The 14,328-nt window shown below is 64.6% G+C and carries 16 protein-coding genes and 1 pseudogene; 9 read left to right on the forward strand and 8 right to left on the reverse strand.

Annotated features, from left to right (window positions below):
• The first annotated feature begins 108 nt into the window (after positions 1-108).
• The 6 genes from OG207_RS25365 to OG207_RS25390 all read left to right on the forward strand — a co-directional run bounded on the left by OG207_RS25365 (position 109) and on the right by OG207_RS25390 (position 5,363).
• Positions 109-1,797: a recombinase family protein gene (locus OG207_RS25365; RefSeq protein WP_329101134.1), complete on the forward strand. Its 1,689-nt coding sequence runs from the start codon at positions 109-111 to the stop codon at positions 1,795-1,797.
• A gap of 249 nt (positions 1,798-2,046) precedes the next feature.
• Entirely contained in the window at positions 2,047-2,235 is a 189-nt protein-coding gene (locus OG207_RS25370; RefSeq protein ID WP_329101136.1) for a hypothetical protein, read from the forward strand.
• Positions 2,236-2,788: 553 nt separating this feature from the next.
• Positions 2,789-3,037, forward strand: coding sequence for a hypothetical protein (locus OG207_RS25375; RefSeq protein WP_329101138.1), 249 nt, complete (start codon positions 2,789-2,791; stop codon positions 3,035-3,037).
• Positions 3,038-3,048: 11 nt separating this feature from the next.
• Complete coding sequence (locus OG207_RS25380; protein ID WP_329101140.1) at positions 3,049-4,494, forward strand: DNA primase family protein; 1,446 nt, start codon at positions 3,049-3,051, stop codon at positions 4,492-4,494.
• Between the two features lie 80 nt (positions 4,495-4,574).
• Positions 4,575-4,886, forward strand: a complete 312-nt coding sequence (locus OG207_RS25385) for a hypothetical protein (protein WP_329101142.1) — start codon at positions 4,575-4,577, stop codon at positions 4,884-4,886.
• A gap of 3 nt (positions 4,887-4,889) precedes the next feature.
• Positions 4,890-5,363: a hypothetical protein gene (locus tag OG207_RS25390; RefSeq protein ID WP_329101144.1), complete on the forward strand. Its 474-nt coding sequence runs from the start codon at positions 4,890-4,892 to the stop codon at positions 5,361-5,363.
• Positions 5,364-5,793: 430 nt separating this feature from the next.
• Here the strand turns inward: OG207_RS25390 and OG207_RS25395 are convergent, their stop codons facing one another.
• A complete protein-coding gene (locus tag OG207_RS25395; protein WP_329101146.1) occupies positions 5,794-6,369 on the reverse strand; it encodes a hypothetical protein in 576 nt (191 codons plus the stop codon).
• Positions 6,370-7,935: 1,566 nt separating this feature from the next.
• Between OG207_RS25395 and OG207_RS25400 the strand changes: the two genes are divergently transcribed.
• Positions 7,936-8,706 (forward strand): transposase, encoded by a 771-nt coding sequence (locus OG207_RS25400; protein ID WP_329094738.1) that lies wholly within the window; start codon positions 7,936-7,938, stop codon positions 8,704-8,706.
• A 154-nt stretch (positions 8,707-8,860) separates the two neighbouring features.
• Here OG207_RS25400 and OG207_RS25405 read toward each other — a convergent pair whose 3' ends face one another.
• Genes OG207_RS25405 through OG207_RS25415 form a run of 3 tightly spaced genes read right to left on the reverse strand, consistent with a single transcriptional unit; the run spans position 8,861 to position 10,467 of the window.
• Positions 8,861-9,706, reverse strand: coding sequence for a helix-turn-helix domain-containing protein (locus OG207_RS25405; protein WP_329101147.1), 846 nt, complete (start codon positions 9,704-9,706; stop codon positions 8,861-8,863).
• 19 nt (positions 9,707-9,725) lie between these two features.
• On the reverse strand, positions 9,726-10,241 hold the full coding sequence (locus tag OG207_RS25410; RefSeq protein WP_329101149.1) for a DUF6879 family protein: 516 nt from the start codon (positions 10,239-10,241) through the stop codon (positions 9,726-9,728).
• Positions 10,213-10,467 (reverse strand): hypothetical protein, encoded by a 255-nt coding sequence (locus tag OG207_RS25415; RefSeq protein ID WP_329101151.1) that lies wholly within the window; start codon positions 10,465-10,467, stop codon positions 10,213-10,215. Before OG207_RS25415 ends, OG207_RS25410 begins: the two co-directional genes overlap by 29 nt.
• Before the next feature lie 392 nt (positions 10,468-10,859).
• Between OG207_RS25415 and OG207_RS44115 the strand changes: the two genes are divergently transcribed.
• On the forward strand, positions 10,860-11,093 hold the full coding sequence (locus OG207_RS44115) for a DUF7848 domain-containing protein (protein ID WP_443072732.1): 234 nt from the start codon (positions 10,860-10,862) through the stop codon (positions 11,091-11,093).
• A gap of 380 nt (positions 11,094-11,473) precedes the next feature.
• Here OG207_RS44115 and OG207_RS25420 read toward each other — a convergent pair.
• Positions 11,474-11,698 (reverse strand): annotated as a pseudogene (locus OG207_RS25420) (low temperature requirement protein A); the annotation flags it as partial.
• Positions 11,699-11,971: 273 nt separating this feature from the next.
• Between OG207_RS25420 and OG207_RS25425 the strand changes: the two are divergent.
• The gene (locus OG207_RS25425; RefSeq protein WP_329101153.1) at positions 11,972-12,184 is read left to right on the forward strand and encodes a hypothetical protein; all 213 of its coding nucleotides are present in this window, start codon (positions 11,972-11,974) and stop codon (positions 12,182-12,184) included.
• Between the two features lie 22 nt (positions 12,185-12,206).
• Here the strand turns inward: OG207_RS25425 and mscL are convergent, their stop codons facing one another.
• The 3 genes from mscL to pyrF all read right to left on the reverse strand — a co-directional run bounded on the left by mscL (position 12,207) and on the right by pyrF (position 14,325).
• Complete coding sequence (gene mscL / locus OG207_RS25430; protein ID WP_329101154.1) at positions 12,207-12,698, reverse strand: large conductance mechanosensitive channel protein MscL; 492 nt, start codon at positions 12,696-12,698, stop codon at positions 12,207-12,209.
• A 123-nt stretch (positions 12,699-12,821) separates the two neighbouring features.
• Positions 12,822-13,232 carry a hypothetical protein gene (locus tag OG207_RS44120; RefSeq protein WP_402695846.1) on the reverse strand — a complete coding sequence of 137 codons (411 nt, stop codon included), beginning with the start codon at positions 13,230-13,232 and terminating at the stop codon, positions 12,822-12,824.
• Positions 13,233-13,614: 382 nt separating this feature from the next.
• On the reverse strand, positions 13,615-14,325 hold the full coding sequence (pyrF, locus tag OG207_RS25440) for an orotidine-5'-phosphate decarboxylase (protein ID WP_329101158.1): 711 nt from the start codon (positions 14,323-14,325) through the stop codon (positions 13,615-13,617).
• Between the last annotated feature and the right edge of the window lie 3 nt (positions 14,326-14,328).

Genomic DNA, 14,328 nt, shown 5'->3' on the forward strand with positions numbered 1-14,328 from the left:
ATGGACCGGCGCATGCCCCACCTGCCACCGCGGCATACCCACACCAACCCCAACCTGACCAAGCCCTACTAGGACTTCGAGAAGCGGCCCTACGGCGAACGGAACATCATGGAACGCACAGACCTGCCCACCCTCCGCGCGCTGGGCTTCGAGGATGAAGAGCTACAGCGGATAGGGCTTTGGGAGGTTGCTGAGGGTGCCTCTGCCGACCTGGCAGAGGCATACATCAGGCGCAGCAAGAAGCGCGACGACCTTTCCACGCTGCGGGCTCACGTCCGGGATATCTGCCGCACGGCAGCCACTGAAGACGTGACCATTCGCCACGTTTGGTTTGAGCAGAAGTCGGCGAGTAAGGCGCACGTACGTCGCGAGGAGTTCGAAAAGGCAACTGCCGCTGTCCTTGAAGGACTTTCTAGGACGCTTTACGTGTGGAAGACAGACCGGCTTTCCCGCCGGGGCATGGGCGCTGTGGACCGGCTCATTGATGATTTCAAGCCTCGCGGAGCCCGCATCGTCTCCGTGACTGAGGGGCTGGACTCTTCACAGCGGGGCGTGCGAATGGTGTTCGGCATTCTCAGTGACCGTGCGCGCGAGGAGGCGGAAGACATCGCCATGCGTACTAAGACCGGCGGGGACGCGCACAAGGCTGAGGGACGCTGGCCCGGCGGAGTAGTCCCGTACGGTCTGCGCTGTCCCAAGGGAAGTGGCAAGTTGGAGCACGACCCGGCGGAGTACCCGACAGCGCGCCGCATTGCTGAGGCTCTTCTAGATGGCGACACCCCTGCGGGAATAGCCAACACACTGAATGCCGAAAGCACCAAAACCCGTAAGGGGAAGATGTGGCGTGCGCAGACCGTAATTCACCTTGCGCAGTCTCCTAGCTGGGCTGGGCTCATCCCCGATCGGGAGCGGGCTAAGGATGAATTCGGTAACCCCCTGGATAAGTGGCACCGGCGCGGAACACCGCTCATGGGCCCTGACGGTCACCCGGTCAAGGCAGGGGAAGGGGTGGTCACCTTCGCTGAGTGGCAGAAAATCAGCGCAATCATCAGTGGGCGAAGCCGTCCAGGGACCGCGATTGGTGACCGGTCACGTGGCGTTCGCAAGGCAGCCACCATCATGACCGGCATTCTCCGATGCCCTCACTGCAAAGGTTCCATGGGGAACGGCGGGCGCAATTATCGGTGCATCACGCGAATGAACCAGGGTGAAGCCGCCTGTACGGGAATGGCAACCCTTCGGAAGCGTGTAGATGAAGCCATGGCAGTTATGTGGATTAACCACGTGCTGATGCTGCCCCCAGGGTCACCGACGATTCAGACGATTGCCAGGGGCTGGCTGTCCTATCAGGACCCGGCCAAAGAAGCGCGCAAGCGCGCCGTAAGTGCAGCGCTGGACAACGCGGCGGCGCGAGAGCTTCGCCTACAAAAGGAGTTCTTCATTGGGGGTGGAATGGATGAGTCTCAGTACGAATCTCTGCGCTCTGAGCTTTCCGCCCAAATCGCGGGGCTGAAATCCGAGCTGGCAGAGCTGTCCCGAGAAGCCGACCTCACGCCGCTCATGGACCCCGAATCGCTAGCCGACTTGTGGAATGACGCTGGCATTGAGGGACAGCGTGCCCTACTCAAAGCGGCCTTGAAGGGTGTGACGATGGTTCCGCCGAAGGGTGTTGGGGACCGAACGCCTATCCTCGACCGCCTGATACCGGCATGGCGAGACGACAGCGTGAACCCGGCGGAAGAATCCGCATGGGATGGATGGGAAGAGCGGCGCACACAAGTCACGGCCGCGAACTAGCCGCTGCCACTGAGGCTCTGAGCCCCCGTCTGGTCATTGACCGGCGGGGGCTCTCTCGTGCCCTGAGTAAGTGGCCCCCTGCGTGCCTTCCGCGTGCTCTCTGACGCCCCCCAGGGACCGGCGGACGACTCAGGGGCGCTCAGGCGGGCACACATGGCTTCACGTGCAGGCTGCCGCCCACGGGCAATCCACTCCTTCACTCCCCTTTGAAACCGCTTACCGGTAGCCGCACCAACGAGGGGAAGCACCATGACCGAGGCTCTTAACCGCGCAATGCAGATCATGACTCGGTACGTCGAGATGACCGGCGGGCCGATGGACTCAGTTGCGCTCACGGATGTCATCACGGACCTTGCCCTTTGGGGCTACAGCAACGGCCTCGACTCCGCCGATGCGGTCCGCAGTGCAATGGAGACGCACGTTCCTGCCGAGCGCTAATACCTCCCACGGCAGCCCGTCTGAATCGCCGACCTGAGGTGGCTTCCCCGTGCCCTCAGCGGGCCTCTGAGGACTTCCCCGGGGTTGCCGACAGGCGGGATCCGCCAGGCGGCCCGTAGGCACTCAGGCGGGCACGTGGCGCCCCGCCCTACTCGGGAACAGCGGGCAGATCCACGGGAGTTGGTGTCAAAATTCCTGACACCTGAGAAGACCCTCTATACGCGGATGGGAACCCTCTACAGGTGCAAGCTTTTTCGACACCACCGTTGCGATCGGCACTTGGCAGCCGGCCCACGGGCGATCGACTCACTAGATAAATTAGGAAGGAACGATGCGGGTCCTGTCTCCACGTGGAGGCAATCGGCTCTCTAACTCCCCTCCGAGACCGGTTGGACGGCGAATCCAGCATCCCGGTCATGTACTGACGCGCACCCCCTTTAGCTAAGCCCCCGGTCTCGTACCGGTTTCATCGCTGCGGATTTCGCCGTCCACGCAGCGTGTGAGACCAGGTGCGAACCGGGGGCTTTTCTTTTACCCAAAAGGACGGCGAACCATGAACGGTTACCAGCATTACCAGCGCTCCGAAGAGATTGCAGCGGAGTGCGCGAGGTACGGCGTGAACCCCGAAACAGTGGCCCTGGCTCAGGTTCACGCGACGCTTGCGCTTGCCGCTGCTACGGCGGATGCCTCCAACTTCAAGCGCGACCTATATGCGGGCAATGGCGAGGAACTTCCGGCCGTCAAGACGGCGAAGAACCGTGCCGATCGCGCTGCCGCTTCCGCTGCCGCCTTTCTCGACTAAGGGGGGCGGCCGTGATTTCTGATGACACCTACTGGGCCAGGCAGCGCGCACGGCTCGATGTAAGTAACGACGTGCTGCACGTGAACTTCGCGAAGTTCGTTGCTGATCATTGTGCGGACCGCCTCAAGCACGTTGAGCATGTTGGCTGGTATCGCTGGAATGGCATTGTCTGGGAAGCGACCGGCAATGACGGGGCAGCAATGCAGGCAATCACGGACGCTGTTGCTGTGCTTGCCAGGCGCATTGTTGATTCGCCTGGTGACACATCGTGGGCATCAGCGGCCATGAGCAAGATGCTTGTGAATTTCCAGCGCCGGGCCATCGTTGCCGAAATGAGCGTTCTCCGGGAATTCCACGCAACCGTTGATGACTTGGACGCCCGGCGGCACCTGCTGACTTTCCGAAACGGCACCGTGGACCTCCGGTCCGGCAGGCTCAGGCCCCATGATCCAGCGAATATGCTCACGCAGTGCGCGCGGGTCAACTACGTGTCTGATGCCGAGGCACCGCGCTGGCTCCGGTTTGTCGAAGAGGTCTTCCCGGACGAAACGGAGCTTCAGCGATATTTCCAGACGTTCTTGGGGTACTGCATGACGGGCGAAGTCCGTGAACACGCGCTAGGTGTTTGGTATGGCGCCCACGGCCGGAACGGCAAAGGCACCACTGTCCGGACCATGCAAAAGGTATTCGGCGCTGACATCGTTCGCGAGGTTGAGTTCTCGCTTTTTGAGAACGTTCGGGGGCAGGCTCCCCATACTGAGCAGATTGCCGGACTTCGGGGTGCACGCATGGTTGTTGCGCAAGAAGGCAACCCGGGAACTCCGATGAACACGGCGCTACTCAAGAATTTCAGCGGCGGGGATCGGATCAGCACGCGTCACCTCATGGGCAAGGTCTTCTCGTATGAGCCGACGTTCACCATTGTGCTGGCCACGAACCATTTGCCTGAGTTTTCAGCCGGCGGTGCTGCTCTGTGGGCCCGCACTAAAGCCATTCTGTTTGGCCAGTCTTTCGCTGACCGACGGGACCCAGACCTTGAGCCGACCATTCAGGGCTCGGAAGCCGAGGGTGTTGCCGCATGGGTTGTTCGCGGAGCGACTCGCTATTACGCCGAGGGGTTGAAGGACACACTCAGCGTGATTCAGGCCGCGGAACACCACAAAGACAGCGTCGACCCGCTTAAAGACCTGGTAGGCGAACTCTTCGACTACTCCGAGGGCGGGGAAGTCGGCCGTTCCTCGTTCAATGCCGATTTGAAGATGTGGAGGGACAACAACGGCGACAAGTCGGCAAAGTTCAGCCCATCCAGCGTAAAACGGCATCTGCTGGATAGCGGAAAGGTCGAAGAACTCCGGCGCAAAAATAGGGGCTGGGTCTACACCGGTATTCGTTTGATGAGTGACCCGGAGAGCGCGGCTGGCCCCGGAATCTTCGACCACACAGACGCTGCCACCTGACTACCTAATTCTCCTACCCTTTCCCCTCCCCGTCCGCAATCGGTTGCAGCGGGGCCTCTCCAAAACGTAAGGAATGACCGATGACCGATACCCCCTGGTACATGCGCAAGAACCAAATTGTTGAGAAGCGTGATCCAGAGCGAATGCGCCGACACCTTGAGTCGCTGGCATCTGTGGCCAGCGAGGAACTTGACGCCGAGTCGGCCCACCTTCGAGCCGCTGAGGCAAAGGGCGTTCAGCTCAGCCCCGCGCAGCGAATGACGATGGGCTATTCGCAGATTGCCCGCAGCGCCGCCGATCAGCTAGGCGTCCAGCCGTCCAAGCCTGAGCCTTCGCCGTCCGGCGATCACCTGACCCCTGACCAGCGCATTGCGCGCGGATATGGAGCCTGATCTATGACTGCCCTTGAGAATGCCCGTAAGGCCGCTGAGGCCGCCGCAGCGAAGCTAGCCGCCCTTGAGTCCGCCGAAGCTGAGAAGGCTGCCCAGAAGGCCGCTCAGCGCGACGCCCGCCAGCGAGACCTAGACATCGAGTTTCTGGCTCAGTGGAAGGCGCTTGACGATGAGCTGTTGGACGTTGGATCGAAGAGTGCCGCTGACGCTGTGTACGAAGGGGCGGACCCAATTGCCGCTGTTGCTACCTACTGGGTGGCGCGTGCTAAGCGGAACGCCATTCGCCAGCATGCCCGCATGGCCTACTTCCGTGTTCACGGCGAGCACCCCACCGATACCTTTGCCATGGAACTGAACTATCGGGAAATGATGCTCACTGCCCGACTTGAAGAGGCGATAGGCGGGGCTGCCAGCCGTCACGCCGCTGACCTCTCAGACGCACTTGAAACGCAGTGGATGGCGCCCGATGGCGCATGACGCACTGGACCCGGGACCGGATGGCGATTACCCATTCTTCCCCCGGCTGCCGGACGGCTCGCCCGCATGGTCTGACCGGTGTCCTGCTGACTATCACGGTTCTCGCGTACCCCGGGGAATTACCACCATTGTTCGGAACCGTCAGCGCCTCGTGATTGATCAGACTCCGTACGACGCTGCCGGTAACCCAATAGACCCACCGGTATTGCTGTGAGGGGCGTGAATCCGTTCTGTGAGCTGTGCCCCCGGGCGCCGTACGGCATGGAGACCGGAGCTGTTGTGTCTGCCTGGTATCCGCTATCCCGCGCCGAGTTGATCGCCCGGGGTATCCGGCCGGACTATCCCGGGTACCGGAAGTCCATGTGCCTGGCTTGCTACCAGGCGTGGAATCGCCGTTGATGAGAGGTGCCCTGTGTCGGACACAGGGCACCTAGTCCTTTGTCCCGTCATTGTCCAGTGCTACCCGCGCCCTTTCAGAGAAGTCATCTATCGCGTCCATGAAATTACAAAAGCGCGTAGCTCCATCCCTCCACTGGTCAGACAGACTGGGCATGCCTGGATAGGTGACGGGCACGCGCATTACTGCAAGCACGGCATACACCAGGCGAGACTTTTCGTCGACAAGAGCTGCTGCCGCACTCACTTCTTTAGGGCCAGCGAGCTGAACCCGTGTCGATATCTTCTTCACGTTCTCATGGAGCGCCTCAGACTCTCGGATGACCATGATCAAATCCATCCCAGGCGGAAGGATTCGAAGACGCTCTAGGTCGCTAAGTTCGTCTGGTGTCGGAGCTAGTAGGAGTTTGGTGAGGCTTGAGTGCGCGTGGGCTGCGGTAATGAGCTCCTCGTAGACGGCCTGCCGCGCGTCGCGTCGCTGCCGAAGGTGCTCGGCGCGTGCCGCCGTCCTCGCCTGCTCTCGTGCTGACCAGCCGGTAGCCACCGATGCCCCGATGGTCGCTACCGAACCTGCCAACGCGCCGAGCACTGCTGCCAATCCTGCGTCCATGCGGGTAACCATCAGGGCCCAGAAGTCGGGCCGTCAAGGGGGCCGTACTGGCAGTGAAACGCCCTTTCCCTTACGCAACGCTGCCCCAACTGCCGGCGCGTGGGCCTAACCCCCAGCGACCAGTAGATATGCCCCCAGGCGTTCTCCCCCTCCCCCCTTCGCTGGCGCTACGTCCCCGGACCCGTCGGCATGCAGACCCTTGGAACAGCCATGCCCCGAATGCCCAAGAAGCCATGTACTCAGCCTGGTTGCGGCGAACTCACGGATGGTGGTCCGTGCGCTGAACACAAGAAACAGAGGGAGCAGCAGCGAGGATCGGCCAGCAAGCGCGGTTATGACGTTGGGTGGCAGCGAAAGAGAATGGCTTACCTGTACGCGAATCCATGGTGTGTGCTGTGTAGTCGGCATGCCAACGTCGCGGACCATTGGCCTTTGAGCCGTAAGCAATTGCTGGCAAGAGGTGAGGTAATGCCTGACGCACCAAAGCACCTTAGGCCGTTGTGCACTGCTTGCCACAACAAGGAAACGGCTAAGAACCAGCCGGGCGGATGGGCTGCCGAGAAGGTCAAGCCACAGCCGAATGACGTTCCGCCGTTCTGACTTCCCGCTGCATCTCCCACCTACCCCCTGGGGGGTGACCCCCTCCCGGCCCTGAGATCGACCGGCAGGGAGGCAAAAAGCTAGCTCCGTAACTGGAGACGTTTGCGCGGACTTGCAGCAGAAGAGCTTGCCCTTCAATCGGATTGGGCCATACGATCCGTGATCGTCGCCGTATGACCCATGGCCTTTGATGTTGGGACGGAGTAGCGTTACAAGCGTGACGCTTAGCCAGATCCGTGGATCGGCGGCCATCGACTGACTTATTGTCAGCTCTCAGATACAAGCGGCATTGTGGTTTGAACTCAAGGAACCATCATGAGTAGCACTCCGCGACGACGAATTTCCCGTTGTGTCGGCGCTTCCTGCCTGGCTGCGACACTTGCTGTTTCAACAGGGGCGACTCTCGCGATAGCTGCCCCTCAAGCATCCGCCCAGGCATCGCGAGCGATACAAGGCGATAGCGGCGACAGTGATCAAGGCGGATCGGACGAGTCCAACTCGGACCAACGCAGCAGTGATCAACACAGCAGTGACCAACACAGCAGTGACCAACACAGCAGTGACCAACACAGCAGCGACCAACACAGCAGCGACCAACAGAGCAGCGACCAACAGAGCAGTGATCAACAGAGCAGTGATCAACACAGCAACGACCAACACAGCAGTGATCAACAGCGCAGCAACCAACGCAGCACCCACAAGACGCCCAGCAACGACACAAGAAACAGCAGAAACGACCAGTTCGATAGTGGCGATGTCAACGGTGTCTCACCGGAGACGATAGGTGGCGCCCTGAATGACCTCGCGAAATGCCTCCCGAGGCCTCTGCCAGAGAACCCGTATTGCTGGAAGTACGTGGCAGGGGTAGGACTCCTGTGGATAATTCCCGGCAAGGTGGAATAAGCGGGGGCTGCGCTTTCTAAGCGTTGTCCCGTAAGTACTGGTCACGGGTGAGATGATCTTGCTGTGTCTGGTGTGATCACGGCGTCGGAGCCGTCCTGGATAGCCCCGTTCGCCGGGCTGAGCCCGCGGCAGTTCAGCAAGCTGATCACCGCGCTGCGGCGCGAGGGAGCCGACCCGGTCCGCAAGGGCCGACCCTGGAGCCTGCCACTGGAGGACCGGGTCCTGCTGGTCGCCGCGTACTGGCGCACCAACCTCACCCTGCGCCAACTCGCCCCGCTGTTCGGGGTGTCGAAGTCCGCGGCCGACCGGATCGTCGACCACCTCGGCCCGGCGCTCGCGCTCCAGCCCCGCAAGCGGTTCCGCAAGGACACCGTGCTGATCGTCGACGGCACCCTGGTCCCCACCCGGGACCACACCATCGCCGAGCAGTCGAAGAACTACCGGTACTCCACCAACCACCAGGTCGTCATCGACGCCGACACCCGGCTCGTCGTCGCGGTCGGCCGGCCACTGCCCGGCAACCGCAACGACTGCAAGGCATGGGAGCTGTCCGGAGCGAAAGACGCCGTCGGCAAGGCCACGGTGATCGCGGACGGCGGCTACCGAGGCACCGGCCTGGTCATCCCCCACCGCCGCGAACCCGGCCAGAGCGAACTCCCGGGCTGGAAAGAGGAACACAACCGCTCGCACCGCAAGGTCCGAGCCCGCGTCGAGCACGCCTTCGCCCGCATGAAGACCTGGAAGATCCTCCGCGACTGCCGCCTGAAAGGCGACGGGGTCCATCACGCCATGCTCGGCATCGCTCGCCTCCACAACCTCACGCTCGCTGGTTGACCAGGAAACGACGCTGGTCAACCAGCATGCCGTAGATCATTTACGGGACAACGCTTAGGCTGCCTGGTGTTCAGCGAGTAGCGCGGAGACTTCCGGTACGTCTGCGTACTCCTGCAACCGGTTGAGAATAATGCGCACGTGTTCCTCCTAGCCGTCAACCCAAGGCGTCAATTGCCGAAGTGATTAGGGTGCGGGCATGTGCTGCGTAAACGGCGACCTCTTTCAGATTCCCAAATGCCTTAAGGTACATGGCTACGTCACTCGGCCGCGTTTCCTTGATGGCTGCCGACAGGGTTTCCACGTGGATACGCTGACGGTCAAAGATGGTGAACGTTTCCAGCGGCCACGCTTGCCGGGGCGCCGTGAACGGAATGATTCCCAGCGAGATTGAAGGAAGCGCCATCACGGACAGCAGATGACCTAGCTGAGCGGCCATCACTTCGGCGCTGCCAATCCGGTACCGCAAGACCGATTCCTCAACCAACACGGCGAATCGGTGGTCACCTTCGCGGATGACGTGTGATCGGTCCATGCGTGCTTCCACAGCACCCGATACATCGTCTGGTGTCCCGCGAAACTCTGCAATGGAGGTCAGCAAGGCGGTTGCGTAACCAGGAGTTTGAAAGAAGCCGGGCATCACGTTGGAACAGTAGACATGGAACTGTCGCGTCTGTTCGTAGAGCGGTATGCCCGACTCCTGTAGCCGCCTGAGCCCTGTTCGCTGTAGCTGCTTCCACTGGACATACATTGAATCCGCTTGCCGGTTGGCGGCAATCAGGTCATCGGCTTGCCCTGACGCGCCGCACGCTGTGCACCATGCTCTTATATCCGCGTCGCTGGGCGGTGTCTTAGCGTGCTCAATTCGCGATGACTTGGACTCGCTCCACCCGCACCGGACAGCCAACTCACGTCCCGTGATTCCTGCGTCAAGCCTCAGTTCCCGCAACCGGCTGGCTACGGCTTCCCTGGCTTCTTGGGCTTTGGACGAAGGGGATGACATAGGTTGGCTGTCCGGTTGCTTAGATCTTGTATTCGCTGTGCGGGGTGGCTCGCTGCCAGACGTCTTCGAATGCGCGGGCGCAGAGTTTGAGCGTTTCGGCGTCCGTGCTGAGTTCATCCGTGACGTGGCTGCCGTCCCCCGCGAAGTGGTGGACGCGGATTAGGCTTCCGTCGAACAGCCAGAAGTCATTGGCGGGCACCAGGAAGCCCGTTGCCTGACTACGGGGCAGCCAGCGCACATCTTCGCCAGCAATGACGTTGGCGTGCGTGGCGTAGTGCTCCCAGCGGATGTAATCGCTGACAGGCTCCGAGACCACACGGGCACGGCGGATGACCACGCCACGGGCTACGGAATCCGCAATGGTCTGGTGGAACGGGTGGAACCAGGATTCGCGGTTGTCCCAGTCAACGCGTTCCCCGCGCTGCCATGCTTCTAGCCGGGGGTTGGTGCCGTAGTCATCTCGCAGTTCCAAATGGACGGCGGATTCCCGGGTGTTGGCCAGCAGCTCACTGAACGGCGGAACGCTCGACGGCATCGCACGCTTCCCTGATCATCGGCACCATGCGCGCCGGAATCCTGATGACTTCTTCGCTGTCCGGGATCGTTCCCTTGGCCGGGCTGCTCGCCTCACAGGCCGCGCGGAGTTCAGGGCTTCCCTTCCAACCCTGCAACACCAGTTCTCGCGCTTCTACATCGGCCCAGACGGTAGGGCAGTGTTCGAGGTCGGTGTTCGGGTCAATCCCGACGAACCGTAGCGCCATGACAGCCTCTCTCTGTTGCGGTTTGCCTGAACTTGCATGGCCCATCCTCCAGTTGCGGCGCGGGCAGTCAAGACCGCCTGCAACGAATCGGCGTGCAAGCTCATGCAAGTTTGTGGAGTTCCGGAGGGGCCGACTTTTAGCGTCGTCATCACCACGACTGCACCGAGGGGACGGCGGGACATGGCGGCAACGACCGAGACCGACGCAAGACTTTGGGAGTACGAGACCTTTGCCCCGGCGGGCGAGACGTGCCCTTCCTGCCTCAAGCCGGTAAAGAGCCTGGACCGTTGCCGCCGGGGCGCCATCCCCCGCGCATCCGGGTCTGACGTAGTCGTCTATCGGCACATCGACTGCCAGGACCCCACGGGCGAGAAGCGCCGGAAGGCTCGGCGTTGACCCGCGCCGTACTCCGGTTCGTCTCTCACCGGATCAGCAGGGACCAGGGCGAGAAGGTCGCAGCGTCCGCAACGTGCCGCACAGAGGGCTGTGACTGGCTCACAGGGCCCGTGGAGGACCCTTCCGCTGTGGAGGTCGCCTGTATGGAGCACACGGGCCGTACGGGGCATCAGAGCTTTGCCCGGCGGTTTGAGGACGTGGCCCTTGTAGAGCGGATCGAGGGGACCTGACACACGCTTCCCGTCTCTCCCGTGACCGTGGCAGCGCGGGACGGTGGGGGCGGGGGACAACCCCGGTTGACTGGGCTACGCCGATGGCCCGGTCAGCCGGATTGCGGCACTCCCGATCGGACAGGCCCAGGGCAGGGACAGGCCGTGTCCCGTCTGAGTTGACGTGCTCAGGCTCTCGCCCCGATCCGCCCTCGTAGGCGGGGTGCCACTCCTCCCGGAAAGTGGTGAGGGTGTCGCTGCTAGCCCCGTCTGTGCGCTGTCCCCGTAGCGTGTGGGCGGGGCTTCGCTCTGTCCCCCAACTGGTGCTGTGGGTATGCGTAGTTGAAGCATCGTCTTCGCTGGTCGGGACCCCTGCGCTAAGGTGGTGCACCGTTGGTTCACGCCCACCACACGCCGAAGAAGACGAAGAAGTAGCCGACCACCCCGGCACCGGGGTGGCCCTCCGCGAGCGAGTGCACCAGCCGGGCGCCGGCCTGGGCGATGGCGACGACGAAGCAGAGGTCGAAGAACAGCTCCAGCGGGGTGGCCGCACGGTGGAGCTCGTCGGGGCTGCGAGCAGTCATGGGGGAGTAGGCCATACCGGCCAGGAGACCAGAGTCGGGCACTTCCGGGAGGGCGGACGCGCGGCCCGCGCGGCCCGTGTGCCCCGGGCGGATGCCAGGTGCGGTCCGCGGCCCCGGAACGGTCGCGGACGGCGGCGGGCGCCGTCACCGGACCCTCATCGACTTCCGTGCCACGTGCCCGGCGGTGTGCCGGTGGTCCCGCGCCCGCCTCGCAGCCGGGGCACCAGGCCGGACCCGGCCGGACCGGGCCGGGGGACGGGCCGGGGCAGCGGGCGGGGGACGGGCCGGGGCAGCGGGCGGCCGTACCCTGGAGGCATGAGCAGCGCCCCCGCCCCCGACCCGCAGGCCCCGCGTACCGCCCCCGCGGCCGACGCGCCGCGGCCGAAGCCCAGGCTGGTCTTCGACGACCCGCTGGACCAGCAGTCCTCGGACGACACCGACCGGGGCTGGGGCGAGCGGCCGCCCGCCGGCGGAAGCGCGGCCGACCTGGCCCGCTTCCTCGACGAGAAGCCCCCGCACCACGTCTGACCGGCCGAGGCGGCCGGAGGGGTCAGAAACCGTTGCGCGGACCGGTGGGGGCCGTGCCACCACCGCGCTGCGCGACCAGAGCGTCGCGGATCTCCTTCAGGAGCTCCAGCTCGGTGATCTCGACGACCTCGTGGGCGCCTTCCTTCGCCTTGCGCCGGGCCTCCTGCTTGGCGAGGTACTTCGACATCGGCAGCACCATCAGGAAGTACACGACCGCGGCGGTGATGACGAAGGTCAGCGTCGCGTTCAGCACCGTGCCCCAGAGGATCTCCACACCCGTCGGCTGGCCGTCCGGGCCGATGGCGCAAGGAGCCTTGAGGCAGGACTTGTAGCCTTCCAGGCTCTTGGTGCCGACCGCACCCACCACCGGGCTGATGATCCCCTTGACCACCGAGTTCACGATGTTCGTGAACGCGGCGCCGATGACCACGGCCACCGCCAGGTCGACCACATTGCCGCGCATCAGGAAGGCCTTGAAGCCTGCCAGCACGCTCTCCTTCTTCTTCTCGCTCACGACTGAGCCTCTCTTCGCATCTGCCGAACACGGAGCCAACGGTTCCGAAAGCTACGGCAGTCCGGGCGCGGCGTGTCCAATGGGCCCCCACCTCGAGGTGAATTGACTGACCGCGTGTGCGAATCAGCACAACGTCACCGCCAGTCGCGTCGTGGCTCCCGCGCCCACGAGATCCCGCGCCGTGTCCCGCGGAACGGACAGCACCACCAGCGCCCCACCGTCCCCAACACCCTTCTCGGGACCGGGGACTTCGGCGACCAGCGCCCCCGCGGCCACCACCCGCGGCGGCCCGGTGCGCTCCGCCGCGACCACGTCCACCCGGTCCCCCGGCCGCAGCAGCCGCACCGTCGCCGCGTCAGCGATGCGCACGGGCGCCGACACCGTCCGCACCGCGGCGGGCGGCGCCGCACGCCCCGCGGCCCGCACCTCGGGCCGCGGGGCGCCCCGCGAGGCCTGTGCCTCCGTCCCGCCCACCGCCACGGCCGCCGCCACGACGGCCAGCGCGGCCGAGGCGGCCCGCCTCCGTCGTCGCACGGCCCGGCGCAGCCGGTGCCCGCTCCGCCCCACGCGGAGCGGCGGGAACGGAGGGACCGGGCGCGCGGGGGGACACGCGGAGGACGTCGCGCACGCGGCGGGAGCGGGAGCGGCGCGGGAAGCGGAGGAGGCGCAGGGGAGGGAAGGAGGGAGGGAGAGAGCCGAGGAAGGGGAGGAAGGGGAGGGAGGTGCGGGAGTGGAGGAGGCGGAGCAGACCGAAGGGGCCGCGGGAGTACGGGACATGACGAACACCACCAGACCGAGTGAGTTGCTGTGCCCGGACCCGGCGCCCGGACACGTCTCACGATCCGGCCTCCCGGGGAATCCCGTCGGAGCCTGTGGACGATCCCCAGCTTGTGGACAACCCCGTCACCCGCACGAGTCAGCCGGCGGTGGCCCGCACCCGCCGCAGCGCGGCCACCGGGTCCGCGGCCCGGGTGACCGACCGGCCCACCACGACGTGCGAGGCCCCGGCCGCGAAGGCGGCCCGCGGCGTTCCCGGCCGGGCGTGCCCGCCCGCCGTGCCCTCCGGCTCCAGGACCACCCCCGGCGTGACGATCAGCCGGTCCGGCCCCAGGAGCGCGCGCAGCGCCCCGGCCTCCCGCGGCGAGGCGATGACCCCGTCGCAGCCCGCGCCCACGGCCAGCCGGGCCAGCCGCAGCACCTGTTCCCCGGTGTCCGCGGCGACACCGATGTCCGCGAGGTCGCTCCGGGTCATGCTGGTGACCACCGTCAGCGCGAGCACCCGCAGCCGCGGGAACTCCCGCGCTGCCTCCACCGCCGCGGACACGATCCCCGTACCGCCCATCGCGTGCACGGTCACCATGGACGCGCCCAGCGCGCCCGCGGCCCGGACCGCTCCGGCGACGGAGTTCGGGATCTCGAAGAGCTTGAGGTCGAGGAAGACCTCGTGCCCGCGCCCGACGAGGTCCCGCACGAGACCGGGGCCCGCCGCGGTCAGCAGCTCCAGGCCGATCTTGTAGGAGCCGCACGCGTCGCCGAGGCGCTCGACGAGCGCCTCGGCGGCCCGGCGGTCGTCGAAGTCCAGGGCGACGATGACCCTGCGGTCGGCGGGGGGAAGGTCGGTGTTCACTCC

Origin of the sequence: Streptomyces sp. NBC_01439 (assembly GCF_036227605.1) — a bacterium.
Classification (GTDB): Bacteria; Actinomycetota; Actinomycetes; order Streptomycetales; family Streptomycetaceae; genus Streptomyces.

Coding starts and splice junctions, on each gene's coding strand:
- OG207_RS25395 (WP_329101146.1), bottom strand. CDS start 6,369: ATGGACGCAGGATTGGCAGCAGTGCTCGGCGCGTTGGCAGGTTCGGTA.
- OG207_RS25390 (WP_329101144.1), top strand. CDS start 4,890: ATGACTGCCCTTGAGAATGCCCGTAAGGCCGCTGAGGCCGCCGCAGCG.
- OG207_RS25385 (WP_329101142.1), top strand. CDS start 4,575: ATGACCGATACCCCCTGGTACATGCGCAAGAACCAAATTGTTGAGAAG.
- OG207_RS25375 (WP_329101138.1), top strand. CDS start 2,789: ATGAACGGTTACCAGCATTACCAGCGCTCCGAAGAGATTGCAGCGGAG.
- OG207_RS25425 (WP_329101153.1), top strand. CDS start 11,972: ATGAGCAGCGCCCCCGCCCCCGACCCGCAGGCCCCGCGTACCGCCCCC.
- OG207_RS25365 (WP_329101134.1), top strand. CDS start 109: ATGGAACGCACAGACCTGCCCACCCTCCGCGCGCTGGGCTTCGAGGAT.
- OG207_RS25405 (WP_329101147.1), bottom strand. CDS start 9,706: ATGTCATCCCCTTCGTCCAAAGCCCAAGAAGCCAGGGAAGCCGTAGCC.
- OG207_RS25370 (WP_329101136.1), top strand. CDS start 2,047: ATGACCGAGGCTCTTAACCGCGCAATGCAGATCATGACTCGGTACGTC.
- OG207_RS25415 (WP_329101151.1), bottom strand. CDS start 10,467: ATGGCGCTACGGTTCGTCGGGATTGACCCGAACACCGACCTCGAACAC.
- OG207_RS25410 (WP_329101149.1), bottom strand. CDS start 10,241: ATGCCGTCGAGCGTTCCGCCGTTCAGTGAGCTGCTGGCCAACACCCGG.